Annotated in this window: 21 protein-coding genes, 5 tRNA genes and 1 pseudogene; 8 read left to right on the top strand and 19 right to left on the bottom strand. The window is 70.8% G+C overall.

The window, feature by feature from the left end; genetic code table 11:
- The first annotated feature begins 101 nt into the window (after nucleotides 1-101).
- Together RBJ77_RS06325 and RBJ77_RS06320 are read left to right on the top strand one after the other, a co-directional pair.
- Nucleotides 102-3116 carry a BTAD domain-containing putative transcriptional regulator gene (locus RBJ77_RS06325; protein ID WP_372344060.1) on the top strand — a complete coding sequence of 1005 codons (3015 nt, stop codon included), beginning with the start codon at nucleotides 102-104 and terminating at the stop codon, nucleotides 3114-3116.
- Nucleotides 3117-3605: 489 nt separating this feature from the next.
- A complete protein-coding gene (locus RBJ77_RS06320; protein WP_372344059.1) occupies nucleotides 3606-5027 on the top strand; it encodes an FAD-dependent monooxygenase in 1422 nt (473 codons plus the stop codon).
- Here the strand turns inward: RBJ77_RS06320 and thiD are convergent.
- Nucleotides 5012-6040 (bottom strand): annotated as a pseudogene (gene thiD, locus RBJ77_RS06315) (bifunctional hydroxymethylpyrimidine kinase/phosphomethylpyrimidine kinase); the annotation flags it as partial. The gene RBJ77_RS06320 and the pseudogene thiD sit on opposite strands and share 16 nt — an antisense overlap.
- Nucleotides 6037-7020, bottom strand: coding sequence for a thiamine-phosphate kinase (locus RBJ77_RS06310; RefSeq protein WP_372344058.1), 984 nt, complete (start codon nucleotides 7018-7020; stop codon nucleotides 6037-6039). The gene RBJ77_RS06310 and the pseudogene thiD, both read right to left, overlap by 4 nt.
- Nucleotides 7021-7264: 244 nt before the next feature.
- Here RBJ77_RS06310 and RBJ77_RS06305 point away from each other — a divergent pair, with 244 nt between their 5' ends.
- On the top strand, nucleotides 7265-7498 hold the full coding sequence (locus RBJ77_RS06305; protein WP_016642988.1) for an Lrp/AsnC family transcriptional regulator: 234 nt from the start codon (nucleotides 7265-7267) through the stop codon (nucleotides 7496-7498).
- A 20-nt stretch (nucleotides 7499-7518) separates the two neighbouring features.
- Nucleotides 7519-8037, top strand: a complete 519-nt coding sequence (locus RBJ77_RS06300) for a DUF3515 domain-containing protein (protein ID WP_372344057.1) — start codon at nucleotides 7519-7521, stop codon at nucleotides 8035-8037.
- A gap of 102 nt (nucleotides 8038-8139) precedes the next feature.
- Here RBJ77_RS06300 and RBJ77_RS06295 read toward each other — a convergent pair whose 3' ends face one another.
- The 3 genes from RBJ77_RS06295 to RBJ77_RS06285 form a co-directional block, all read right to left on the bottom strand.
- Nucleotides 8140-9324, bottom strand: coding sequence for a D-alanine--D-alanine ligase family protein (locus RBJ77_RS06295; RefSeq protein ID WP_372344056.1), 1185 nt, complete (start codon nucleotides 9322-9324; stop codon nucleotides 8140-8142).
- A gap of 70 nt (nucleotides 9325-9394) precedes the next feature.
- Nucleotides 9395-10405 (bottom strand): NAD(P)H-dependent glycerol-3-phosphate dehydrogenase, encoded by a 1011-nt coding sequence (locus RBJ77_RS06290; RefSeq protein ID WP_372344055.1) that lies wholly within the window; start codon nucleotides 10403-10405, stop codon nucleotides 9395-9397.
- On the bottom strand, nucleotides 10402-11184 hold the full coding sequence (locus RBJ77_RS06285; protein WP_372344054.1) for a lysophospholipid acyltransferase family protein: 783 nt from the start codon (nucleotides 11182-11184) through the stop codon (nucleotides 10402-10404). The genes RBJ77_RS06290 and RBJ77_RS06285 overlap by 4 nt, the downstream gene beginning before the upstream one ends.
- A 135-nt stretch (nucleotides 11185-11319) precedes the next feature.
- On the opposite strand from RBJ77_RS06285, the gene cofC reads away from it, so the two are divergent.
- Nucleotides 11320-11955, top strand: coding sequence for a 2-phospho-L-lactate guanylyltransferase (cofC, locus tag RBJ77_RS06280; protein WP_372344053.1), 636 nt, complete (start codon nucleotides 11320-11322; stop codon nucleotides 11953-11955).
- A 13-nt stretch (nucleotides 11956-11968) separates the two neighbouring features.
- Nucleotides 11969-12172 carry a hypothetical protein gene (locus RBJ77_RS06275; protein WP_255972274.1) on the top strand — a complete coding sequence of 68 codons (204 nt, stop codon included), beginning with the start codon at nucleotides 11969-11971 and terminating at the stop codon, nucleotides 12170-12172.
- A 109-nt stretch (nucleotides 12173-12281) separates the two neighbouring features.
- On the opposite strand, the gene RBJ77_RS06270 is transcribed toward RBJ77_RS06275, so the two are convergent.
- The 4 genes from RBJ77_RS06270 to leuC all read right to left on the bottom strand — a co-directional run bounded on the left by RBJ77_RS06270 (nucleotide 12282) and on the right by leuC (nucleotide 15670).
- Nucleotides 12282-12959 (bottom strand): HU family DNA-binding protein, encoded by a 678-nt coding sequence (locus RBJ77_RS06270; RefSeq protein ID WP_372344052.1) that lies wholly within the window; start codon nucleotides 12957-12959, stop codon nucleotides 12282-12284.
- A 132-nt stretch (nucleotides 12960-13091) separates the two neighbouring features.
- Nucleotides 13092-13331, bottom strand: a complete 240-nt coding sequence (locus tag RBJ77_RS06265; protein WP_255972270.1) for a hypothetical protein — start codon at nucleotides 13329-13331, stop codon at nucleotides 13092-13094.
- 308 nt (nucleotides 13332-13639) lie between these two features.
- On the bottom strand, nucleotides 13640-14233 hold the full coding sequence (gene leuD / locus RBJ77_RS06260) for a 3-isopropylmalate dehydratase small subunit (protein WP_372344051.1): 594 nt from the start codon (nucleotides 14231-14233) through the stop codon (nucleotides 13640-13642).
- Nucleotides 14234-14239: 6 nt separating this feature from the next.
- On the bottom strand, nucleotides 14240-15670 hold the full coding sequence (gene leuC / locus RBJ77_RS06255; protein ID WP_372344050.1) for a 3-isopropylmalate dehydratase large subunit: 1431 nt from the start codon (nucleotides 15668-15670) through the stop codon (nucleotides 14240-14242).
- A 192-nt stretch (nucleotides 15671-15862) separates the two neighbouring features.
- On the opposite strand from leuC, the gene ndgR reads away from it, so the two are divergent.
- Complete coding sequence (gene ndgR, locus RBJ77_RS06250) at nucleotides 15863-16579, top strand: IclR family transcriptional regulator NdgR (RefSeq protein ID WP_135330737.1); 717 nt, start codon at nucleotides 15863-15865, stop codon at nucleotides 16577-16579.
- 174 nt (nucleotides 16580-16753) lie between these two features.
- Here ndgR and RBJ77_RS06245 read toward each other — a convergent pair.
- The 10 genes from RBJ77_RS06245 to RBJ77_RS06200 all read right to left on the bottom strand — a co-directional run bounded on the left by RBJ77_RS06245 (nucleotide 16754) and on the right by RBJ77_RS06200 (nucleotide 21431).
- Nucleotides 16754-16826: transfer RNA gene (locus RBJ77_RS06245), tRNA-Glu, on the bottom strand.
- A 40-nt stretch (nucleotides 16827-16866) separates the two neighbouring features.
- Nucleotides 16867-16938: transfer RNA gene (locus tag RBJ77_RS06240), tRNA-Gln, on the bottom strand.
- A gap of 30 nt (nucleotides 16939-16968) precedes the next feature.
- Nucleotides 16969-17041, bottom strand: a tRNA-Glu gene (locus RBJ77_RS06235).
- A 63-nt stretch (nucleotides 17042-17104) separates the two neighbouring features.
- Nucleotides 17105-17177, bottom strand: a tRNA-Glu gene (locus RBJ77_RS06230).
- A 42-nt stretch (nucleotides 17178-17219) separates the two neighbouring features.
- Nucleotides 17220-17291 (bottom strand) — tRNA-Gln (locus RBJ77_RS06225).
- A gap of 88 nt (nucleotides 17292-17379) precedes the next feature.
- The gene (locus RBJ77_RS06220; RefSeq protein ID WP_372344049.1) at nucleotides 17380-18105 is read right to left on the bottom strand and encodes an HAD family hydrolase; all 726 of its coding nucleotides are present in this window, start codon (nucleotides 18103-18105) and stop codon (nucleotides 17380-17382) included.
- 18 nt (nucleotides 18106-18123) lie between these two features.
- Nucleotides 18124-18792 (bottom strand): DUF4241 domain-containing protein, encoded by a 669-nt coding sequence (locus RBJ77_RS06215; RefSeq protein WP_372344048.1) that lies wholly within the window; start codon nucleotides 18790-18792, stop codon nucleotides 18124-18126.
- A 74-nt stretch (nucleotides 18793-18866) separates the two neighbouring features.
- Nucleotides 18867-20351, bottom strand: a complete 1485-nt coding sequence (gene gltX, locus RBJ77_RS06210) for a glutamate--tRNA ligase (protein WP_372344047.1) — start codon at nucleotides 20349-20351, stop codon at nucleotides 18867-18869.
- On the bottom strand, nucleotides 20344-21141 hold the full coding sequence (locus RBJ77_RS06205; protein WP_372344046.1) for a fumarylacetoacetate hydrolase family protein: 798 nt from the start codon (nucleotides 21139-21141) through the stop codon (nucleotides 20344-20346). The genes gltX and RBJ77_RS06205 overlap by 8 nt, the downstream gene beginning before the upstream one ends.
- 104 nt (nucleotides 21142-21245) lie before the next feature.
- Nucleotides 21246-21431, bottom strand: a complete 186-nt coding sequence (locus RBJ77_RS06200; protein ID WP_255972254.1) for a hypothetical protein — start codon at nucleotides 21429-21431, stop codon at nucleotides 21246-21248.
- A gap of 577 nt (nucleotides 21432-22008) precedes the next feature.
- On the opposite strand from RBJ77_RS06200, the gene RBJ77_RS06195 reads away from it, so the two are divergent.
- On the top strand, nucleotides 22009-24224 hold a 2216-nt coding region (locus RBJ77_RS06195), incomplete at its 3' end, for a nitrate- and nitrite sensing domain-containing protein (protein WP_372344045.1).

Raw genomic sequence — 24224 nt, 5'->3', positions numbered from 1 at the left:
GGTCCCCTCGGGGGCCGGTTTTTTCTTGCCCTCGATCACGCCCCCCGACGGGATCCGGCGCTCGGGGCACGACTGTCAGTGCTGACTGCGAGACTCAGCGCATGCGGTTCGGCATCCTCGGCCCCCTCGACGTGCGGGCCCCAGACGGCAGCCCCCTGGACCCCGGGGGGCCGCGGCCGCGCGCGCTGCTGACGCTGCTGCTCCTGGACGCCGGCAGGACCGTCTCGGTGGAGCGCCTGATCGACGGCCTGTACGGCGAGGATCCCCCGGCCCAAGCGGCCAATGCGCTGCAGTCGCAGGTCTCGCGGCTGCGCAGGCGCCTGGCCGTGGACATCGAGGCGGGGCCTGCCGGGTACCGGCTCGTGGTCGATCCGGACGACGTGGACCTGCACCGCTTCGAGCGGCTCGCGCGCGAGGGCGGGCAGGCGCTGGCCGTCGGCGAGCACGCGCGGGCGGCGGCGCTGCTGCGCGAGGGCCTCACGCTGTGGCGCGGCCCGGCCCCCGCCGATCTGCCGCGCCTGGAGGAGCTGCGGCTCGGCGCGGTGCAGGACCGGATCGAGGCCGATCTCGCCCTGGGTGGCGGCGGGGACCTGGTCGCGGAGATCCGTGAACTGCTCGCCGCGCACCCGCTCGGCGAGCGCGTGTACGGGCTGCTGATGCGCGCGCTGCACACCGCGGGGCGGCCGGCCGAGGCACTGCGGGTCTTCGAGGAGGCGCGGCGCACGCTCGCCGACGAGCTGGGCGCGGATCCGTCCCCGGAACTGTCGGCGCTGCATCTGGAGCTGTTGCGGGGACAGGAGCCCGTGCGGCAGCGCGGGGTGCCGGCGCAGCTGACCCGGTTCGTGGGCCGGGCGGACGAGCTGGCCAGGATCGACGCCCTGCTGGGCGGGGCGCGGCTGGTGACGCTGACCGGGCCGGGCGGCGCGGGCAAGACGCGGCTCGCGGTCGAGGCGGCGCGCTCCCGAGCGGACGTCTGTTACGTGGAGCTGGCACCGCTCGCCGACGGGGCGCAGATCCCGTACGCGGTCCTCGGTGCGCTCGGCGTCCGCGAAGGGCTGCGCGGGCCGCAGGGCGAGGACGCGGCCGAGCGGCTCGTGGCCGCCCTGGAGAGCCGTGACCTTCTGCTCGTGCTCGACAACTGTGAGCATCTCGTCGACGGAGCGGCCCAGGTCGCGGGTGTGCTCCTCGGCACCTGCCCGGGCCTGCGGATCCTGGCGACGAGCCGCGAGGCGCTCGGCATCACCGGGGAGGCCCTGTGTCCGGTGCCGCCCCTCGCCGCGGGCCCGGCGGCGCAGCTCTTCCTCGACCGGGCGGCGGCCGTGCGCCCGGACTTCGAGGCGTCGGGGCACGCGCGCGTGGCCGCGATCGACGACATCTGCTCGGCCCTGGACGGGCTGCCGCTCGCGATCGAGCTGGCCGCGGCCCGACTGCGCACCCTCACCGTCGAGGAGCTCGCGGAGCGGCTCGGCGACCGCTTCCGGGTCCTGTCCCGCGGGGACCGCACGAAGGCGCCCCGGCACCGCACGCTCCGCGCGGTCGTGGAGTGGAGCTGGGAGCTGCTCGACGACGAGGAGCGGGACCTGGCCTGCCGGATGACGGTGTTCACGGGCGGCGGCCGGTCCGGTGGCGCGACGCTGGACGCGGTGGAGGCGGTGTGCGGCATCCCGTATCCGGAGGATCTGCTCGCCTCGCTGGCGGAGAAGTCGTTCCTGGACGCCTCCGAAGGGCGCTACGGGATGCTGGAGACGATCCGCGCCTTCTGTGCCGAGCACCTCACGGATCCCGTCCGCCAGGAGCTTCGGGACGCGCACGCCGCGTACTTCCTGCGGCTCGCCGAGGAGGCCGAGCCGCGCCTGCGCGGCGCCGATCAACTCCCGTGGCTGGCCCGGCTGTCCACGGAGCGCGGCAATCTGGACGCGGCCCTGCGCCACTTCGTCGTGGCCGCGCCGGCCGACGGACTGCGTCTGATGGCGGCCCTGTCCTGGTTCTGGCGGCTGCACGGCCTCGCCGGGGAGCGTGTGCCGCTGGCCCGCGAGCTGGTCGACGCGGTGGGCGCTGAGCCGCCCCCCGGTCTGGAGGAGGAGTACGCGCTGTGCGGGCTCAACTCCGTGGCGTCCGTCGCGGACCGGGGCGACGAGGCACGGCTCGTCCGCGCGGACCGGGTGCTGGCCACGATCGACCGCCAGTTGAGACTGCCGTTCACCGTCGTCCTGTGGACCCTCGCCGTCGGGCCCGAGCGGTCCAGGGACGAGCGGGTGCAGGCGCAGGTCGGGAGTGACCCGTGGGGCCGGGCGCTGCTCGGCATCGGGCTCGGGTTCCAGGAGCAGTTCGCCGGACGCCCCGACGCGTCGGAGGCACTGTTCGCGGAAGCTCTCGAAGGGTTCCGGAGGACGGGTGACCGGTGGGGCATGGCCAACTCCCTCGACCAGCTGGGCATGTTCGCGGACTGGCGCGGTGACCGGACGCGCGCGCTGGAGCTGATCGACGAGGCCCTCGGCTACGCACGGGAGCTGGCGGCCCCCGAGGAGACCGCCGACTTGTTGTGCCGGCGCGGCACGGTCCTGCTGCGCAGCGGCCTCCACGAGGAGGCCGCCGCCGACTTCGCGCGGGCGGCCGGCCTCGCGCGCACCGCGGGCGCACCCGAGAAGGTGGCGGGCGCCCACTGGGGCATGGGCGACGCGGCCCGTATGACCGGGGACACGACGCGGGCGCGTGAGCACTACGAGACGGCCCTGGAGACGAGCGCGGGGTCCTGGTTCAGCGCGGGCCAGACGGTCCACATCTTCCTCGGCCTGGGCCGCGCTGCGCTCGCGGAGGGGCATCAGGACGAGGCCGACGACTGGTTCCGGCAGGCCCGCACCCTGTCGACCGACGGCAGGACGCAAGGGCTCGAACTCGCGGAGGTGGCCGAGGCGTTGGCGTCCCGCGCGGACGGGCCCGAGCAGGCCGCGACGCTCCTCGGCGCCGCGTCGGCCCTGCGCGGCCGGCTGATCGTGGACGACCCGGACGTCACTCCGGTCGAGCGCCGGATCAGAACGCTGCTCGCGCCGGACGTGTACCGGAAGGCCTTCGAGCTGGGCGGACGCCTGCGCGGGGCGGCGGTCGACGGGGTGTGAGGCTGGGGCGGGCCGTGGCGTGTGGGGTGAGCGGGCTGCGAGTCACGACCTCGCGGTCGGCACGTCGGGGCTTGGCGGTCGCAGGCCACCACCCGGCGGTCGGCACGTCGGGGCTTGGCGATCGGCAGGCCACCGCCTCACGATCAGCACGTCCCGGCCCGGCGACCGGCAGGCCACCGCACCGACGGTCGGCAGGCCACCGCCTCACGGTCAGCACGTCCCGGCCCGGCGACCGGCAGGCCACCGCACCGACGGTCGGCAGGCCACGACCCCACCGTCAGCGCGTCACGGCCCGACGGCCAGCAGGTCAGCAGTTCCAAGCCCCACGGTCAGCAGGTCAAGGCCTCAGGGGCAGCGGGTCAGCAGGTCAGCGGGTCAAGGCCTCACGGCCAGCAGGTCAGCAGGTTAAGGCCCCACGGTCAGCAGCCGGTAAGGCACGGTCAGCGGGCGGTCAGCGAACGGTAAGCGGTCGGCCGCAAGCTCACTGGCATGACGAAGCAGACGCACACCAACGCCGGCCACCAGACCACCACCACCGGCAACAACCCGCGGGCCACCCCCACCGACAGCAGCCACCCGGCGACCGCCGCCCAGCCCGGCCCGACGGCCGACGCCCTCTCCCACCTCGACGTCCTCGTCTCCGGCGCCAGCATCGCGGGCCCCGCCATCGCCTTCTGGCTCTCACGGCAGGGCGCCCGGGTCACGGTCGTCGAGAAGGCGGCCACTCTGCGCGAGGGCGGCTTCGCGGTCGACTTCCGGGGTCACGTCCACCGCACCGTGCTCACCCGCATGGGCATCTGGGACGAGCTGCACCGGATCCAGACCGACATGGGCCGCCAGACCATCGTCGACGCGGACGACCGGGAGCGCGTCGATCTCCCCGCCCACCTCATGAGCGGAGACGTCGAAGTCTTCCGCGGCGACCTCGCCATGCTGATGTACGAGCGCACCAGGGACTCGGTGGAGTACGTGTTCGGCGACTCGATCGCCTCGCTCACGGAGACGGCCACGGGCGTCGACGTCACCTTCGACCACGGCGTGCCCCGCACGTTCGACCTGGTCGTCGGCGCCGACGGCCTGCACTCCCACACCCGCCGTCTGGTCTTCGGCGACGAGTCGCAGTACCTGCACCGGACCGACTACTACGTCGCCGGGTTCGACATGCCCAACCACCTGGGCCTCGACCGCACGGCCCGGCTGTACACCGAGCCCGGCCGCACCGCCATGATCAACAACTATGACGGTGACCCGGTCCGGGCCGGAGCCGGCGTGGTCTTTCGGTCGGAGAAGCTCACGTACGACCGCCGGGACACCGCCCAGCAGAAGCGGATCGTCGCGGATCAGCTGCGCTACATGGCGTGGCCGCACGTGCGGCAGATCCTCGACGCGCTCGACGCGACGGACGACCTCTACTTCGACGCCATCGCCCAGATCCACATAGACCGGCTCTCCAAGGGCCGGGTGATCCTGCTCGGCGACGCGGGACACGGCGCGACGATGGGAGGCATAGGCACCGGCACGGCACTGGTGTCGGCGTACGTCCTGGCGGGCGAGCTCGTCGCGGCCCGCGGCGACCACCGCACGGCGTTCGCGGCCTTCGAAGCGGCGATCACCAAGTACGCGAAGGGCTGTCAGAAGCTCTCCGGGAACGCCGGCCCCTTCCTGGCCCCGCCCACCGAGAAGAAGATCCGCAGCCGCGACCGGGCGTACCGGATGCTCGGCTCGCGCTTCCTCGCGGGCATCTTCAAGCGGATCACGGAGAGGGCGGCGAGCAATCTGACGCTGAAGGACTACGCCCTCTCCGCCGACCCACTGCTCCCGTCCAGCCCCGCACCCGCACCTGCCCCCGTACCCATGCCCTCACCGGCGCCCGCATCCGAACTCGCCACCGACGTCAACCGCCAGCCGTGATCCACGGGCCCGATGCCGCCGCCCAGCGCGAACCCGGCGGCGATCGCCCCGGTCACGTACTCCTTGGCCGCGTGCACGGCCTCGGGCACCGACTGCCCCTTCGCGAGCTGCGCCGCGATCGCGGAGGCGAGGGTGCAGCCCGTGCCGTGGGTGTGCCGGTTGTCGTGGCGCGGGGCGCGCAGCCAGTACTCCTCGGTGCCGTCCGTGAGCAGATCGACGGCGTCGGCCGACCCGGCCCGCGCGCGCACGGTACCAAGCCCCGAAGCATCACCCGACCCTGAAGCCAAACCCGCCCCCGAGCTCACACCCGACCCCGAAGCCGAACCCACCCCCGATCCCGCACCCGCACCCGCACCCGCACCCGCACCCAGCACCACACCGGAACCCGAGCCCGGATCCGCACCCGCACCCACACCCACACCCACACCCACACCCGAGGAGGACAGATGCCCACCCTTGATGACCACCCAGCGCGGCCCATACGCGAGGACGGCCGCCGCGGCGCGACGCATCCCGTCCTCCGACTCGACCTGGATGCCGGTGAGTTGAGCCACCTCGTCGAGGTTCGGGGTCGCCACGGTGGCGGTCGGCAGCAGCTTGGTGCGGACGGAGTCGAGCGCGGAGGCGGCGAGCAGGGAGTCACCGTGCTTGGACACGCCGACCGGGTCGACCACGACCGGGGCGTCGGTACCGGCGAGCAACTCGGCGACGCACTCCACGAGTTCGGGCGACGCGAGCATCCCCGTCTTGACGGCCTGCACGCCGATGTCGTCGACGACGCTGCGGTACTGCGCGCGCACCGCTTCCACCGGGAGTTCCCAGGCTCCCTGCACTCCGAGGGAGTTCTGGGCGGTCACCGCGGTGATGACGCTCATGCCGTGGGTGCCGAGCGCCAGCATCGTCTTCAGGTCGGCCTGGATCCCGGCGCCCCCGCCGGAGTCGGACCCGGCCACGGTGAGCACCCGCACCGGCGGGGACCCGGCGGTGCGCGCCGCGCCGACGGGCGCCGTCACGACTCGATCTCCCCACCGGGGAAGTCGTCACCGAAGTGGTCCCAGCCGCCCTTGCTGGTCCAGGGCGCGCCGTCGACGGTGACCTGGGGCAGGGCCGACGGGTTGAGCACCTCGCCGATCACCTTCCAGCGGGCGGGCAGCTTCACGTCCGGCGGGAAGGTGGCCACGATCGCGTGGTCCTCTCCCCCGGTGAGGACCCACTGCAGCGGGTCGACGCCGACGGCCTGGCCGATGTCGTTCATCTGCGACGGCACGTCCACCTTGCCGGACTTGATGTCGATGCGGACCTTGCTGGACTCGGCGATGTGGCCCAGGTCGGCGATGAGTCCGTCACTCACGTCGCACATGGCGGTCGCGCCGAGACCGGCCGCGGCGGGACCGGCGTGGTACGGCGGTTCGGGCCTGCGGTGCGCCTCGACGAAGGCGCGGGGCGAGCGGAAGCCCCGGGAGAGCACCGCGTATCCGGCCGCGGACCAGCCCAGCCAGCCCGTCACGGCCACGACGTCACCGGGCTGCGCCCCGGCCCGGGTGACCGGCTCGTGGTTGCGCAGATCGCCGAGGGCGGTGATCGCGATGGTGATGGTGTCGCCGCGCACGACGTCTCCGCCGACCACCGCGGCGCCGGCCACCTGGCACTCGTCGCGCAGCCCGTCCATCAGCTCGGAGGGCCAGGACGCGGGCAGCTCGGCGGGCACCACGAGGCCGAGCAGCAGCGCGGTCGGCACGGCGCCCATGGCGGCGATGTCCGCGAGGTTCTGTGCGGCGGCCTTGCGCCCGACGTCGTACGCCGTGGACCAGTCCCGCCGGAAGTGCCTGTTCTCCAGCAGGACGTCCGTGCTGGCGACGACCCTGCGGTCCGGTGCGGCGACCACGGCGGCGTCGTCGCCGGGGCCGATCCGGACGGCCGGGGTGGTGGTGAGCCGCGAGGTCAGCTCTCGGATGAGCCCGAACTCCCCCAGCTCTCCGACGGTGCCCTTCATGCGCGTACTGCCCCTTCTGCCACGGTCCGCTCGCGGTCGCGGACCGTCTCTGTCATGGGTACGGTTTGTGTCACGGGCGTGCCCTCTGCTTCCGTCATGGGACCGCCCCTACGATGCCTTGCGCTCCCCGCGCATACACGGCGAGTACGCCACAGCCACCCCGGGTCTCCCCGCGACGAGCGGCGACGCGATACCGTGGCGTCCCTTCTCCCCACATGATCCTCGTGGCCGCCCTGGAGGTTCCGTGGTACAGGCGTACATCCTGATCCAGACCGAAGTAGGCAAGGCGTCGACTGTCGCCGAGCTCATCGGGAAGATTCCAGGAGTCATTCAGGCCGAGGATGTCACCGGCCCCTATGACGTGATCGTCCGCGCTCAGGCGGACACGGTCGACGAGCTCGGTCGCATGGTGGTTGCCAAGGTCCAGCAAGTGGACGGCATCACGCGCACCCTGACCTGCCCGGTCGTCCACCTGTAGCCCCCGTCTACCCTGTGCCGGTGAACTCTTTCCGTCACCGGCTCCGCCTTGGCCGACTCGTCATCGGGTCGTCCGCACTGTCCCTGCTGATCGCCACCGCGGGTTGTTCCTCAGCAGACGGCAGCGCGTCGGCTGCGGTTCCCAGCCCGGGGACGACGGTCACGAAGCTGTGCCAGAACCTGGACAAGGTGCTGCCGTCGAAGGTGGACGGACTCAGTCGCAAGGACCCCGAGCCCTCGTCGAAGCTGACCGCGGGCTGGGGAGGCAACGCGATCATACTGCGCTGCGGTGTCCCGCAACCCCCCAAGATGATCGACCCCAAGGTCGCCGAGGGCGGGGACCCCGACGCGGTGGCCGGCGGGGTCGACGGGGTGGACTGGCTGATGGAGAAGCAGGACGACGATTCGTACCGCTTCACGACCGCCAACCGAGAGGCGTACGTCGAGGTGGCCGCGGAGAAGGGGCGCGACAGTTCGAGCGTCCTGGTCGACCTGGGCCCGGCCATCAAGAAAGCGATCCCCGAAGGGATCGCTTCCTGACAGCTCCCTGACAGCTCCCTGGCAGCTTCCTGACGAGCGGTTCCTGCCCCGCCTGCCCGCTGCCCTGACCGGGCGTGGGTCAGGCGGGCCGGAGCCGGACGGCTATCGCAGCCCCGTCGGGCGGCGCAGGGCGGCCTGCAGCAGGCGGTCCACCAGTTCCGGGTAGCTGACGCCGCTCTCCTGCCACATGCGCGGGTACATGGAGATCGGGGTGAAGCCGGGCAGCGTGTTGATCTCGTTGATCACGAACTCGCCGTCCTCGGTGAGGAAGAAGTCCGCGCGGACGATTCCCTCGCAGGCCACGGCCTCGAAGGCCTCGACGGCCAGCCGCTGGACCTCGGCGGTCTCCTCGTCGGTGAGCGGGGCCGGCACGATCCCGGAGGCCGAGTCGATGTACTTGGCCTCGAAGTCGTAGAAGTCGTGGGACTGGACGGGCGGGATCTCGGCCGGGACGGAGGCACGCGGCCCGTCCTCGAACTCCAGGACACCGCACTCGATCTCGCGGCCGACGATCCCCGCCTCGATGATCACCTTCGGGTCGAAGGAGCGGGCCGTCTCCATCGCCTCGTCGAGCCCATCGAAGGAGTCGATCTTCGTGATGCCGAACGAGGAGCCCGCGCGGGCGGGCTTCACGAACAGCGGCCAGCCGTGCTCGCCCACGAAGTCGGCGATGCGCCGACGGGTGGCGTCCCGCCTGCTCCCGCCGTCCGCGTCCGGGGCGGACTGCTCCCACTCGCGCGGCCGGACGACGAGGTAAGGCCCGACCTTCAGCCCGAAGGAGGTGAAGATCCGCTTCATGTACTCCTTGTCCTGGCCGACGGCCGAGGAGAGCACGCCGCAGCCGACGTACGGCGTCCCGGACAGGTCCAGGAGACCCTGGATCGTGCCGTCCTCGCCGTACGGACCGTGCAGCACGGGGAAGACGACGTCGACGTCGCCGAGGACCTTGGGCACGGAGCCCGGCTCGTTGTAGACGACCTCGCGCGAGGACGGGTCGACCGGGAGCACCACGCCGCCCTCGGGCGACTCGGCGAGATCGGCGACGTCCGGCACCTGACGGTCGGTGATGGCCATCCGCTCGGGATCGTCCGCCGTCAGCGCCCAACGCCCCTCACGCGTGATGCCGATGGGCAGCACGTCGTACTTGGAGCGGTCGATGGCGCGGAGCACGGCGCCCGCCGTGACGACGGAGACACCGTGCTCGGAGCTGCGACCGCCGAAGACGACGGCCACGCGCGGCTTCTGCCCGTGCGGCGCAGGGCTCTGGGGGAGGTTCTCGCTGCTCATATCGCGTTGAGCGTACCTGCTGGTAGTACGAGAGTCAGCGCCCCGCCGAGCCACGTCGTGCCGCCGTCGCTCAGCGTCGCTCCGACTTGGCGGAGCGCGACATGAGCTCCTTCACGGCGACGACCGGCGGCTTCCCCTCGTGGACGATCGCGACGACCGTCTCGGTGATCGGCATGTCGACCCCGTAGCGGCGCGCCAGATCCAGCACGGACTCGCAGGACTTGACGCCCTCGGCGGTCTGCTTGGTGACCGCGATGGTCTCGTCGAGGGTCATGCCCTTGCCGAGGTTGGTGCCGAAGGTGTGGTTGCGCGACAGCGGGGACGAGCAGGTGGCCACCAGGTCGCCGAGGCCGGCGAGTCCGGAGAACGTCAGCGGGTCGGCGCCCATGGCGAGGCCGAGCCGGGTGGTCTCGGCGAGGCCGCGCGTGATGAGCGAGCCCTTGGCGTTGTCGCCCAGGCCCATGCCGTCCGCGATGCCCACCGCGAGCCCGATGACGTTCTTGACGGCGCCGCCCAGCTCGCAGCCGACCACGTCCGTGTTCGTGTACGGCCTGAAGTACGGGGTGTGGCAGGCGACTTGGAGGCGCCGGGCGACAGCCTCGTCGCGGCAGGCGACGACCGCGGCGGCGGGCTGCCGGGCGGCGATCTCGCGCGCGAGGTTCGGCCCGGTGACGATCGCGATGCGGTCCTCGCCGACCTTGGTGACGTCCTCGATGACCTCGCTCATCCGCATCGCCGAGCCGAGCTCGACGCCCTTCATCAGCGAGACGAGGACGGTGTCGGGGGCGAGCAGCGGCGTCCAGTCGGCGAGGTTGGCGCGCAGCGTCTGCGACGGCACGGCGAGGACGGTGAAGTCCGCGTCCGCGGCGGCCTCGGCCGCGTCGGTCGTCGCCCGCAGGTTCTCCGGGAGCTCGACGCCGGGCAGGTAATCCGGGTTCGTCCGCGTGGAGTTGACGGCCTCGGCGAGTTCGGCGCGGCGGCCCCAGAGCGTGACCTCGCACCCCGCGTCGGCGAGGACCATGCCAAATGCCGTGCCCCACGAGCCGGTTCCGAAAACGGCGGCCTTCACGGGTCGGGTCACTTGCTGCTCTCCTCGGTCGTACTGCCGGGCGCCGAACTCCCGCTGTCCGTCTGCGACTTGCGGCGCTGCTCGATGCGCGCCTCACGCGGGTCGTAGCGCTTCGTCGGCGGGGTCTCGCCGCGCAACTCCCCCACCAGGGCGGTGATATCGCCCATGATGACCTCGGTCGCCTCCTTCAGGAGCTCCGGTGTCATCTCCTTGTCGTAGTACGCCGACAGGTCGACGGGCGTACCGGCGAGCACGTGGTGCGTCTTCCGCGGGAAGAAATCCGGCTTCTTCGCATACGGCGCGAGCGCGTCGGTGGCGCCCCACTGGCCGACGGGAATGACCGGGCACTTGGTCTGCAGGGCCACGCGGGCGACGCCCGTCTTACCGGTCATGGGCCACAGTTGCGGATCCCGGGTAAGCGTTCCTTCCGGATAGAAGGCGACGCACTCACCGCGCTCCACGGCGTCGATCGCGGCGCGGAAGGCGCTCAGCGCGTTCGTCGACTCGCGATAGACGGGAATCTGCCCGGTGCCCCGCATCGCCGCGCCCACGAACCCCTTCTTGAAGAGGCCGTGCTTGGCGAGGAAACGAGGGACTCGTCCGCTGTTGTACTGAAAGTGCGCGTACAGGAACGGGTCCAGATGCGAATTGTGGTTGACCGCGGTGATAAAGCCGCCGTCCGCCGGAATGTTCTCCATTCCGCGCCAGTCCCGCTTGAACAGAACCACCAGCGGCGGTTTGCAGAGGACCGCAGCGAAGCGGTACCAGAAGCCGATTCTGCGGCGGGACACTCGGACACCTTCCTCTAGGACCTGGCGGGCCGTACCCGGCGGGCCGCACAAGTGTCGCCCCAGGCCACCGGTCTGTCGAGAACACCGTACGCCCGCCCGAAGGGGCTCACCTCATGCACAGGTCACAATAGGCGCGTGCAGTGGACCCTGGTGATACCGCTGAAACCGCTGATGCGGGCCAAAAGCAGGCTGGCCCCCACGGCGGGGGACGCCCTGCGCCCGGGCCTCGCCCTCGCGTTCGCGCAGGACACGGTGGCCGCCGCACGGGCCTGTGCGGCGGTGGGCGATGTGGTGGTCGTCACGGACGACGCCCGCGCCGGACGCGAACTGAGGGCGCTGGGCGCCCGTATCGTCCCCGACAGCCCCCAGGCGGGCCTGAACGCCGCTCTCGCGCACGGAGAGGCGTCCGTGCGCTCCGTGCACCCGGGGACTCCCGTGGTGGCCCTGAACGCCGATCTGCCGGCGCTGCGGTCCGTGGAATTGGCCCGGGTTCTCGCCTCGGCCGCCGCATTTCCCCGGGCATTTCTGCCCGATGCCGCCGGAATCGGCACCACTCTCTTGTCGGCGGCCGTCGGCACGGAATTGCTCCCCGCATTCGGCGCGGCCTCCCGCGCCCGGCACACGGCGTCCGGGGCCGTGGAACTCCCCCTCGGCGGCGTCGACTCCGTCCGCCAGGACGTGGACACCGGCGACGACCTGCGCGCCGCGCTCGCCCTCGGCGTGGGCCCGCACACGGCGAAGGCCACCGCGGGGCTGCTGCTCGTGGACTGAGTACGCTGCCCGTATGCAGGCCACCGCGTACACGTACGACCCCGAGACCCGTTCCGGCAGCGTCCTCCTGGACGACGGCACCCCGGTGTCCTTCGACGGCGCCGCCTTCGACGCGGGCGGCCTCCGGCTGCTCCGTCCGGGGCAGCGGGTCCGGATCGAGGTCAGGGGCGAGGGCGAGGCCCGGCAGATCACGCTCGTGACGCTGCAGACCTTCTGAGGGCCGCTCCCCGCGGACCCCGCACATGCCGCGGGCCGGGCTCCCCGAGGGGAGCCCGGCCCGGCGCGTGACAGCCTGGGGCGCAAGCCCGAGAAGACAGGCAGGTGCCTTACTTCTTGCGGGCGGTGGCCTTCTTGGCGGTGGTCTTGCGGGCCGTCGACTTCTTGGCGGGCGCCTTCTTGGCCGTGGCCTTCTTGGCGGGCGCCGTCTTCTTCGCGGTGACCTTCTTGGCGGTGGTCGCCTTCTTGGCCGGGGCCGCCTTCTTGGCCGTGGTCTTCTTCGCCGTGGCCTTCTTGGCGGTGGCGGTGGTCTTCTTCGCGGTCGCCTTCTTCGCGGCGGCCGTGGTCTTCTTCGCGGCGGCCGTCGTCTTCTTCGCCGGCGTCGCCTTCTTGGCAGCGGCCTTCTTGGCGGTGGTCTTCTTGGCCGCGGCCTTCTTGACCGTCGCCGAAGCGGCGCCGGTCAGGCTGCCCTTGGGCGCCTTCTTGACCGCGACGTCGTTCTTCGGGAGCTTCTTCGAGCCCGCGACGAGGTCCTTGAAGCCCTGGCCCGCACGGAAGCGCGGCACCGACGTCTTCTTGACCCGGACGCGCTCACCCGTCTGCGGGTTACGGGCGTAACGGGCCGGACGGTCGACCTTCTCGAACGAACCGAAGCCGGTGACCGAAACGCGGTCGCCGTTCACCACGGCACGGACGATGGCGTCGAGTACGGCGTCGACAGCCTCGGCGGCCTGCTGACGGCCACCGACCTTGTCGGCAATCGCTTCTACGAGCTGCGCCTTGTTCACGTCTTCCCCTTCGGAGACATTGCCGGAGCGAATCTCTTTCGACCCGGCTTTTTCGCACGTTAGGCAGATATATACCGCAAATCAAACACGAAACGGGCTAATCACCCTTGTGCCGCAACGAACTCGGCTGTCTCAGAGTTCCTCTTGGGTGCCGGAGCCCTCGTCGAAGTCGTCGAGGTCCGCCATGAATCGCTCCAGACGCCTTGCCGCACCGGCGAGATCGTGTTTGGCCGCAGCCGTAATGGCCAGCAGCTTCCGGGTCAGCGCCATCCGTACGCCCTCCGGGACTTGCAGTGCGCGCACTCGGGCGTGCGCTTCCTTGAGTTGGTTCGCGACCGCCGTGTACATCTGGAGTTGGCCGTCGTGTTCCATGCACAGATTGTGCCATCTGGGGCGAGTTGTCGCCTCCGCAGGGGGTAACTCCCGCCCCACGAGGGCCTCCTGGGCCCTCGCACGACTTGCCCGCTCAGCACGGTGCCGAGGCACGCGTACCCCAGGAACACCCTTGGTATTCAAGGGAGTTGGCAGGTCACGGAGACCACCCGTTCAGGTCAGTGGCGGGCCGCGGGAGCCGCACACAGAAGTACCCCCAACCGGTGCACGATTGGGGGTACGGGGTCTGCGGATGTGGCCGGAATGAGCCTTGCAAAGAGCCTGTCCCGGCAGCCGATCCAGCCGGGTCAGACTTGGAGGGTCCGCGGCTTGAAGGAGGGGCGCTCCGCCTCGTAGGCGGCGATGTCCGGCTCGTTCTGCAGGGTGATGCTGATGTCGTCGAGCCCGTTCAGCAGCCGCCAGCGGGAATTCTCGTCGAGCTCGAAGGGAGCGGTGATCCCCTCGGCCCGGACCTCGCGGGCCTCCAGGTCCACCGTGACCTCGGCCTGCGGGTCGCTCTCGACCAGCTCCCACAGGGCGTCCACGACCTTCTGGTCCAGAACGACGGTCAGCAGACCGTTCTTGAGGGAGTTGCCGCGGAAGATGTCCGCGAAGCGGGAGGAGATGACGGCCTTGAACCCGTAGTTCTGCAGCGCCCAGACGGCGTGCTCACGGGACGAGCCGGTGCCGAAGTCGGGCCCGGCGACCAGGACCGTGGCCCCGGCCCGCTCGGGCTTGTTGAGCACGAACTCGGGGTCCTTGCGCCAGGCCTCGAACAGCCCGTCCTCGAACCCGTCCCGCGTGACCTTCTTGAGCCAGTGAGCAGGGATGATCTGGTCGGTGTCGACGTTGCTGCGGCGCAGCGGGACGGCCCGGCCGGTGTGCGTGGTGAATGCTTCCATGGCTGATCAGACTCCAGCGGGCGTACGGGCGTCGGTCTCGGTGAGGTCCGCCGGGGAGGCCAGGTGGCCCAGGACGGCGGTGGCGGCGGCGACCTGGGGCGAGACCAGGTGCGTACGCCCGCCCTTGCCCTGCCGGCCCTCGAAGTTGCGGTTGGAGGTGGACGCGGAACGCTCGCCGGGGGCGAGTTGGTCCGGGTTCATGCCCAGGCACATGGAGCAGCCCGCGTGCCGCCACTCGGCACCGGCCGCCTTGAAGACCTTGTCCAGGCCCTCGGAGACGGCCTGCAGGCCCACCCGCGCGGAACCGGGAACGACCAGCATCCGCACGCCGTCGGCGACTTTGCGGCCCTTGACGATGTCGGCCACGGCGCGCAGGTCCTCGATGCGGCCGTTGGTGCACGAACCTACGAAGACGGTGTCGACCTTGACGTCGCGCAGCGCCTGTCCGGCCTCCAACCCCATGTACTCCAGGGCCTTTTCGGCGGCGAGGCGCTCCGAAGCGTCTTCGTACGAAGCCGGGTCGGGGACGGAGGCCGAAAGCGGCGCGCCCTGCCCAGGGTTGGTGCCCCAGGTGACGAACGGGGACAGTTCCTCGGCCTTGATGAAGACCTCGGCGTCGAAGACCGCGTCGTCGTCCGTCCTCAGCGTCTTCCAGTACGCGACGGCGGCGTCCCAGTCCTCGCCCTTCGGGGCGTGCTCACGGCCCTCGAGGTAGGCGAAGGTGGTCTCGTCCGGGGCGATCATGCCCGCGCGGGCACCGGCCTCGATGGACATGTTGCAGATGGTCATCCGCGCTTCCATCGACAGCTTCTCGATGGCGGAGCCGCGGTACTCCAGGACGTAGCCCTGGCCGCCGCCCGTGCCGATCTTGGCGATGATCGCCAGGATCAGGTCCTTGGCGGTGACGCCCTCGGGCAGGTCGCCGTCGACCGTGATGGCCATCGTCTTCGGGCGGGCCAGCGGCAGCGTCTGCGTGGCGAGGACGTGCTCGACCTGCGAGGTGCCGATGCCGAAGGCCAGGCCGCCGAAGGCGCCGTGCGTGGAGGTGTGCGAGTCGCCGCAGACGACCGTCATGCCCGGCTGCGTCAGGCCCAGCTGCGGGCCCACGACGTGCACGACGCCCTGCTCGACGTCGCCCAGGGAGTGCAGGCGGACGCCGAACTCCGCGGCGTTCTTGCGCAGCGTCTCCAGCTGGACGCGCGAGACCGGGTCGGCGATCGGCTTGTCGATGTCGAGGGTCGGGGTGTTGTGATCCTCGGTGGCGATGGTGAGGTCGAGGCGCCGCACCTGGCGACCGCTCTTGCGGAGGCCGTCGAAGGCCTGCGGGCTGGTCACCTCGTGCAGCAGGTGCAGATCGATGAAGAGGAGGTCGGGCTCGCCCTCGGCGCGCCGGACGACGTGGTCGTCCCAGACCTTCTCCGCGAGTGTCCTACCCATCGCTTTCCCTCCGACCGGCTTGTGGTGCGCCGGCCCAACTAGAGATTTCGGGATCGCCGACATCCGTACCCCTCGTACCGGACGCCGACGGCCGGGCCCGTTTTGGTCCACGGGCCGGTGTGACGTCCAGAGTGGCAAGTTCCACGGAAAATTGAACTTGCGTTTCACAGAGTGAGACGGGAGTATCGACGCATGGACAACAGTAGCGGCGTCGGCGTTCTGGACAAGGCAGCCCTTGTCCTGAGCGCCCTGGAGTCCGGACCCGCGACCCTTGCTGGCCTTGTCGCGGCCACCGGATTGGCAAGACCGACGGCCCACCGCCTGGCGGTGGCCCTTGAGCACCACCGCATGGTGGCGCGTGACATGCAGGGCCGTTTCATTCTCGGCCCGCGCCTCTCGGAGCTCGCGGCGGCCGCGGGCGAGGACCGCCTGCTCGCGACCGCGGGCCCGGTCCTCACGCACCTGCGGGACGTCACGGGCGAGAGCGCCCAGCTCTATCGCCGCCAGGGCGACATGCGCATCTGCGTCGCCGCGGCGGAGCGCCTGTCCGGCCTGCGGGACACGGTTCCGGTCGGTTCGACGCTCACGATGAAGGCGGGCTCCTCCGCGCAGATCCTGATGGCCTGGGAGGAGCCGGAGCGCCTGCACCGCGGCCTCCAGGGCGCCCGCTTCACGGCGACGGCCCTGTCGGGCGTCAGGCGCCGCGGCTGGGCCCAGTCGATCGGCGAGCGGGAGCCGGGCGTCGCTTCCGTCTCCGCGCCCGTCCGCGGCCCGTCGAACCGCGTGGTGGCCGCCGTCTCGGTCTCCGGCCCCATCGAGCGTCTGACGCGCCACCCGGGCCGCATGCACGCCCAGGCCGTCATCGACGCCGCCGGCCGTCTCTCCGAGGCACTGCGCCGCACCGGCTGATCCACAACTTCCCTTACGTTCCCGCCTGTTCCCGGCCGGTCGCTCCAACGCCGCAGCGACCGGCCGGACTTGTGTCCGGGACCGGCCGGCTTCCGTACGCGCCACGGGAGTTGACCACCTCCGAGACCACGCGAAGAGGCCCTTCCCGCACACGGGAAGGGCCTCTTCGTCTTGTACCCCCGACCGGATTCGAACCGGCGCTACCGCCTTGAGAGGGCGGCGTGCTAGGCCGCTACACAACGGGGGCCTTGCGGATGAGATCCGCGGTTGCAGATGAGCTCTGCGAGCTGGCCTACCAGGACTCGAACCTAGAATGACGGTACCAGAAACCGTAGTGTTGCCAATTACACCATAGGCCATAGTGGTTTAGACCAATGCGGTCCAACCCGTACCCCCGACCGGATTCGAACCGGCGCTACCGCCTTGAGAGGGCGGCGTGCTAGGCCGCTACACAACGGGGGCCCTAGCGATCCTGGCATCAAGGTCGGCGGGAGCTACCCATACCGTCCTCACGAGAAGGATCTGTACCCCCGACCGGATTCGAACCGGCGCTACTGCCTTGAGAGGGCAGCGTGCTAGGCCGCTACACAACGGGGGCTTTGTGGACCTGGGATCCACGGTTGCAGATGAGCTCTGCGAGCTGGCCTACCAGGACTCGAACCTAGACTAACGGAACCAGAAACCGTCGTGCTGCCAATTACACCATAGGCCACCGAAACTCAATCCCCTGAGGGACTTTGCTTGGCTTGCGCTTCCGGGCTTCGGCCTTTCGGCTCGCTCCCCTCGGCGCAGGAAGAACATTACCTGAAGGTGTCCGGCGCTCCAAAACGGGTATCCCGCGCCAGCAGCGGGGGCAGCTGGTCAAGCCCCGTGATGCGGACGAGTTCGGGCCGGCCGCCCAGTCCCAGGCGGTCCAGCCAGATGCCGGTCAGGCCCGCTTCGACCGCTCCGCGGGCGTCGGTGTCCGGCTGGTCACCGACGTACGCGACCTCCTGCGGCGCCAGGCCGAGCTCCTCGCAGACGGCGTGGAAGGCGGCCGCTTCGGGCTTGGCGACGCCGAGTTCGGCCGCACAGACGACGGCCTCGAAGCGGTCGCGGACGCCGAGGACGCGGAGCTTGCGGTCCTGGTTGTGCAGCGAGGAGTTGGACAGGACGGCGTGCCGGTAGCCGTCGGCGAGGGTGTCGAGGGCCGGGACCGTGTCGGGGAACAGGCTCCACGCCGACTCGTAGTGACGCAGATAACGGGCGAACCAGGCGTCGGCCTCCGCGTCCCGCAGCTCCTGCCCCACGAAGCCGCGCACCCGGTCCCTGCGCTGCCCCTCCCAGTCCGCCTCGCCCGCCTCGAAGCGGGCCCAGTGCTCGCGGGTCAGGGCCCGCCAGCGGGCGAGGGCCTGCTCGACGGTGCCGAAACCGTCGAGCAGGCCCTCGGAGGTGAGGTGGGCGCGCATGCCGGCCGTGTCGGCCGTCGCGTAGTCGAAGATCGTGTCGTCGACGTCCCAGACCACTGCTTTGATCGGCGTCCCCATGGGACGACCGTACGTCGGTCAGGCCTCGCCCTCCCCCGGGATCACGAAGAAGTCCGTGACGAAACAGGCGACGGCGCCGGTCTTGGTGCGGCCGATCCAGGTGGGGTAGGCGCCGTCGCCCCAGCCGGAGCCGAACGCGGCCAGGGTGTGGCCCGTGGACGGCGACGTGATCAGGTACGGGCCGGGGGCGTGGTCGTGTTCCTCGAAGGCGTCCCAGAGCGGGCCCTCGTCGCCCTCGCACTCGGGGAAGGCGCCGTCGGACTCGGCGTCGTAGAAGCAGCCGGTGCCGGCGTCGACGCCGTAGCCGTAGAACTCGTCGTCGGAGAGTTCGGCGAGGTCCTGGCCGGGCTGGAGGGCGTGCTCCCAGGTGACGACCGGTTCGTCGCGTATGACGAGGCGGGCGGCGGCGACGCGCAGGTGCGGGGTGTCGGGGGCCGGTTCGTCGGGGTCGGCGAGGGTGGCCACCGCCGCCTCGACGCGGTAGCGGCCGGGCTCGACGGTGACCGTGAACGGCTCGCTCTCGCCGGCGCCGAGCGCCACGAACGGGTCGCAGGCGACGACGCGGCCGGAGGGCAGGGACAGCTCGCCGGCCGGACGGACGTCGATGGTGCCGATCGTGCCCGTCTCGTACGCGAAGGTGTGACCTGGGGTGAAGTAGCGCGTGTAGTCGCGCGGGGACATCGGCATGGGTCGGGCCTCTCGTTGCGGGTACGAGCGGAGGCCGGAACCCGTGCGGGTTCCGGCCTCTGGTGGCGCTGTGGTTATCCGGCGAGCTTCGCGAGGGCCGCGTCGATCCGGGCCAGGGTCTGCTCCTTGCCCAGGATCTCCAGGGACTCGAAGAGCGGCAGGCCGATCGTACGGCCGGTGACGGCGACGCGGACCGGGGCCTGGGCCTTGCCGAGCTTGAGGCCGTGCGCCTCGCCGGCGGCCAGGACGGCCTCCTTGAGCGACTCGGCGGAGGACCAGTCGGCGGCGTCGAGCTTCTCGCGGGCCGTGGTCAGCAGGGCGTCGGAGCCCTCCTTCATGGCCTTCGTCCAGCTCGGCTCGTCGAAGACGGGCTCGGGCAGGAAGAGGAAGTCGACGTTGTCCGTGATCTCGGACAGGACCTTCAGGCGGGTCTGCGCGTGCGGGGCGATCGCGGCCCACTTGGCCTCGTCGAAGTCCTCGGCGGCCCACGGCGCGAAGGGGGCCTTGAGCCACGGGGCGCAGCGCTCGGCGAAGTCCTTCGGGTCGAGCAGGCGGATGTGGTCGCCGTTGATCGACTCGCACTTCTTGAGGTCGAAGCGGGCCGGGTTGGGCTGGACGTCCTTGACGTCGAAGGCCGCCACCATCTCCTCGATCGAGAAGATGTCGCGGTCGGCCGAGAGGGACCAGCCGAGCAGCGACAGGTAGTTGAGCAGGCCCTCGGGGAGGAAGCCGCGCTCGCGGTAGAGGTTCAGCGACGACTGCGGGTCGCGCTTGCTGAGCTTCTTGTTGCCCTCGCCCATGACGTACGGGAGGTGGCCGAACTCGGGCGTGAACCTGGCGATGCCCAGGTCCGTCAGCGCCTTGTACAGGGCGATCTGGCGGGGCGTGGAGGAGAGCAGGTCCTCGCCGCGCAGGACGTGGGTGATCTCCATCAGGGCGTCGTCGACCGGGTTGACGAGCGTGTAGAGCGGGGCGCCGTTCGCGCGGACGATGCCGTAGTCCGGCACGTTCTCCGGCTCGTACGTGATGTCGCCGCGGACCAGGTCCGTGAACGTGATCGTCTCGTCGGGCATCCGGAAGCGGGTGATGGGCTTGCGGCCCTCCGCCTCGTAGGCCTGCTTCTGCTCGGCGGTCAGCTCGCGGCAGTGGCCGTCGTAGCCGGACGGCTTGCCGGCGGCGCGGGCCGCGTCGCGGCGGGCGTCCAGCTCCTCGGTCGAGCAGTAGCAGGGGTACGCGTAGCCGCCGTCGACGAGCTTCTGCGCGACGTCCTGGTAGATGTCCATCCGCTGGGACTGGCGGTACGGGGCGTGCGGTCCGCCCACCTCCGGGCCCTCGTCCCAGTCGAAGCCCAGCCAGCGCATCGCGTCGAGCAGCTGCTCGTACGACTCCTCGCTGTCGCGGGCCGCGTCGGTGTCCTCGATGCGGAAGACCAGGGTGCCCTGGTTGTGGCGCGCGAAGGCCCAGTTGAACAGGGCGGTGCGGACCAGGCCCACGTGCGGGTTGCCGGTGGGCGAGGGGCAGAAACGGACACGGACTGCTGGAGCGGATGCGCTAGCCACGCTTGACAACCTTGTTGGTGAGAGTGCCGATGCCTTCGATGCTGACGGCGACCTCGTCGCCGACGCTGAGCGGGCCGACCCCTTCCGGGGTGCCCGTGAGGATGACGTCGCCGGGGAGCAGCGTCATGGCCTCGGAGATGTTCGCGATCAGGTCCGCGATGGGCGTGATCATCTGCGACGTGCGGCCGAGCTGGCGCTGCTGGCCGTTGACCGTGCACTGGATCGTGAGGTCCGACGCCGCCGCGACGTCGAGGTCCGTCTCCACCCAGGGGCCCAGCGGGCAGGAGGTGTCGAAGCCCTTCGCGCGGGCCCACTGCTTCTCGCGCTTCTGGACGTCGCGGGCGGTCACGTCGTTCGCCGCGGTGTAACCGAGGATCACGTCGTTCACGCGCTCGGGCGGGACCTCGCGGCACATGCGGCCGATGACCACGGCCAGCTCGGCCTCGTGGTGGAGGTCCTGCGAGAAGGACGGGTACTGGATCTCGTCGCCGGGGCCGATGACCGAGGTCGACGGCTTGAAGAAGGCGAAGGGGGCGTCCGGGACCTCGTTGCCCAGCTCCTTGGCGTGCTCCGCGTAGTTGCGGCCGAAGGCGATCACCTTGTTCGGGAGCACGGGGGGCAGCAGCCGGACCTTGGTGAGCGGGACCTTGGTGCCGCTCAGCTCGAAGTCGGCGAACGGGATGCCCTTGATGATGTCGAGCACGAGCCCCTCGTAGGACCCGGGGGGACTGTCGCCTTCGACCGCGCCGAAGGCGACGTTCCCGTCGATGGAGAATCTGGCGATGCGCACGGGTGGCTGCGCCCCTTTTTCTTGCCGGTGGGCCCGGGTGGGTTTGACCGGTCAAGGCTAACGCGGCGCGTGGGGGCGTGGTCCGTCGTGCGGCTCGCGCCGCCTCAGGCGGCCGGGGTGATCTCCGGGGCGACCATCAGGATGGTGCGGCGCGGGTTGGCCGTGTTCGTGGGGAGCGTGGCCGAGTGTTCCGGGACGGCGGGCGCGGCCTGGATCTCGTCGGCGTCCTTGAGGTGCGCCAGCGTCGTGCGCCGCGGGTTGGCAATGTTGTGGAACATCATCGTCTTCATGACTGCGCTCTGGAACCTTTTCGGTCGTGTGCTCGGTTGTCTGGTGGGCCATCCCTGTAAAGCGTCAGGCTAAACATCAGATTCCCGCCGAAAGCCGGGAAGTTGCGATCCTCGCCATGTGAGTTTGCTCACGAAGGGCCTCGCAAAAGGGGCAGTTCGGAACGCCAACCCCGGCGCTCGAAACGGACATTGCGTACCTGAAGCCACCATTCCGCTCCCGATCATGGCGACTGGGACACCCCCGGGCCGTACCTGGAAAGTCCAGCATTGCCCTTTTTCCCCTAGATCACTTTCTACGTCTCGTAACACTCTCCTCACGCCGCGTCACAGACGGCGCGGCGCAGGCCTCGGGCCTTGTTGGAGATCCTGCACTGTGCTGGAATCCCTGGGACCGCCGCGGGATCGAACCGGCGCACGGGGGCGCGAAGCAGCGCCCGGCCGGCGGCGGGGAGGGGGAGACCAGCGCCGGTCACTCACGACCACAGGGGGGCGTTTCAGGTCGCCCCTCGAACTACGCCGACACCGTCTTGTCCGCGCATGCGGGGGCAGGGCGCCTGGTCCAGAGGTTGCGACGCTAGTGCAGGGACGTAAGAACAGGGATGGCAGCGCTGCGGCGGAGCCGGAGCCGCGCGGCGGGACCGGCCCGATAGCCGGCGGTTCCCAGCCCCCGCACGCCCAGAGCCCGGGGCGCACCGCGTCCGTCGACGCCGGGGAGCGCGACGGGCGCTCCAGCGTGTCCGGGGCCGCGGCCCCGCCGTCGCCGGCCTCGGTGAAGAGCAAGGGACCGACGGGTCCCGGCTCGCGAATAGCCCTGCGCAACTGGCGCATCTCGACGCGTCTGGTCTCGCTGCTCGCGCTCCCCGTGGTCGCCGCGACCTCGCTGGGTGCGCTGCGCATCGCCGAGTCCCTGAACGACATCGAGCAGCTCGACAACATGAAGCTGCTCACCGAGATGACGAAGCAGGCCACCGACCTGGCCTCGGCGCTCCAGGAGGAGCGCGACCAGTCGGCCGGACCGCTGTCGAACGACCCCAAGGCGACCGGCGACTTCAGCATCAAGTCCGCGCGCGAGAAGACCAACCGCGCCCGTGACACGTTCCTGCAGAGCACCACGGACATCGAGGGCGACGGCCAGTCGGGCAGCCTGCGCGGTGTGCGGGAGCACGCCGTCCAGATCGCCCACGAGCTGATCACGCTCAACACCATCCGGCAGGACGCGTACGCCAGCAAGACCAACTCGTCGCAGACGGTCGAGGCGTACGGCCGCATCGTCGAGCAGCTGCTCTCGCTCTCCACCGACATGGCGCAGGCGACCAGCAGCCCCGAGATGATCCAGCGCACCCGTGCCCTCGCCGCCTTCTCCTCCGCCAAGGAGTACGCCTCCGAGCAGCGCGCCGTCATCGCGGCCGCCCTCCCGCCGAACAGCTCCACGGTCGGCAAGCTCTCGGAGACCGACCGGCAGTACGCACAGGCCGCGTCGGACAACCAGGACTCCCAGCTCGACTCGTTCCGCAGCGTGTACGGCAACGTCGCCGCGGCCGAGCTGCTCAAGCCGCTCGACGAGAACAACGCCACCATCAAGGCCGCGGACACCTACGCCGAGCGCGTGCTGTCCAAGCCCGAGGGCATCAAGACCCAGGACAAGCGCTCCTACAAGGACTGGGTCGACGCGGACAGCTCCCGCATCCAGGAAATGGGCAAGATCGAGCTGACGCTGCTCAACCAGATGGAGCAGGAGGCCCGCGAGCTGCGGAACGCCTCCGAGCGGTCCGCCATCATCAACGGTGCGCTGATCCTGCTCGTGCTGGGCGTCTCGCTCGTCGGCGCGTTCGTCGTGGCCCGCTCCATGATCCGCTCGCTGCGCCGCCTCCAGGACACCGCGACCAAGGTCGCCCAGGACCGCCTGCCCGAGCTGGTCAAGGAGCTCTCCGAGTCCGACCCGCAGGACGTCGACACGTCCGTGGAGTCGGTCGGTGTGCACTCCCGGGACGAGATCGGCCAGGTGGCCGCGGCCTTCGACGACGTGCACCGCGAGGCCGTCCGCCTCGCCGCCGAGCAGGCCCTCCTGCGAGGCAACGTCAACGCGATGTTCACCAACCTCTCGCGGCGTTCGCAGGGCCTCATCCAGCGCCAGCTCTCGCTCATCTCCGAGCTGGAGTCGCGCGAGGCCGACCCGGACCAGCTGTCGTCGCTGTTCAAGCTCGACCACCTCGCCACCCGCATGCGCCGTAACGGTGAGAACCTGCTCGTCCTCGCCGGTGAGGAGCCCGGCCGTCGGTGGACGCGGCCCGTGCCGCTCGTCGACGTGCTGCGTGCCGCCGCGTCCGAGGTGGAGCAGTACGAGCGCATCGAGCTGGCCTCCGTGCCCGCCACGGACGTCGCGGGTCGCGTCGTCAACGACCTCGTGCACCTGCTCGCCGAGCTCCTCGAGAACGCCACGTCGTTCTCGTCCCCGCAGACCAAGGTCAAGGTCACCGGTCACGCGCTGCCCGACGGCCGGGTGCTGATCGAGATCCACGACACCGGCATCGGCCTCTCCCCCGAGGACCTCGCGGCGATCAACGAGCGGCTCGCGTCACCGCCCACCGTGGACGTCTCGGTGTCGCGCCGCATGGGTCTGTTCGTGGTCGGCCGGCTGTCCCAGCGCCACGGCATCCGCATCCAGCTGCGGCCCTCCGACTCCGGTGGTACGACCGCGCTGGTCATGCTGCCCGTCGACGTCGCCCAGGGCGGCAAGAAGGTTCCCGGCAAGCCGGGTGGCCCGGGCGGCTCCGGCGGTCCCGCCGCCGCGCA

Source organism: Streptomyces sp. KL116D, assembly GCF_030766975.1.
Lineage (GTDB): Bacteria > Actinomycetota > Actinomycetes > Streptomycetales > Streptomycetaceae > Streptomyces > Streptomyces longispororuber_A.
This window is presented reverse-complemented; position numbering and strand designations above follow the sequence as displayed.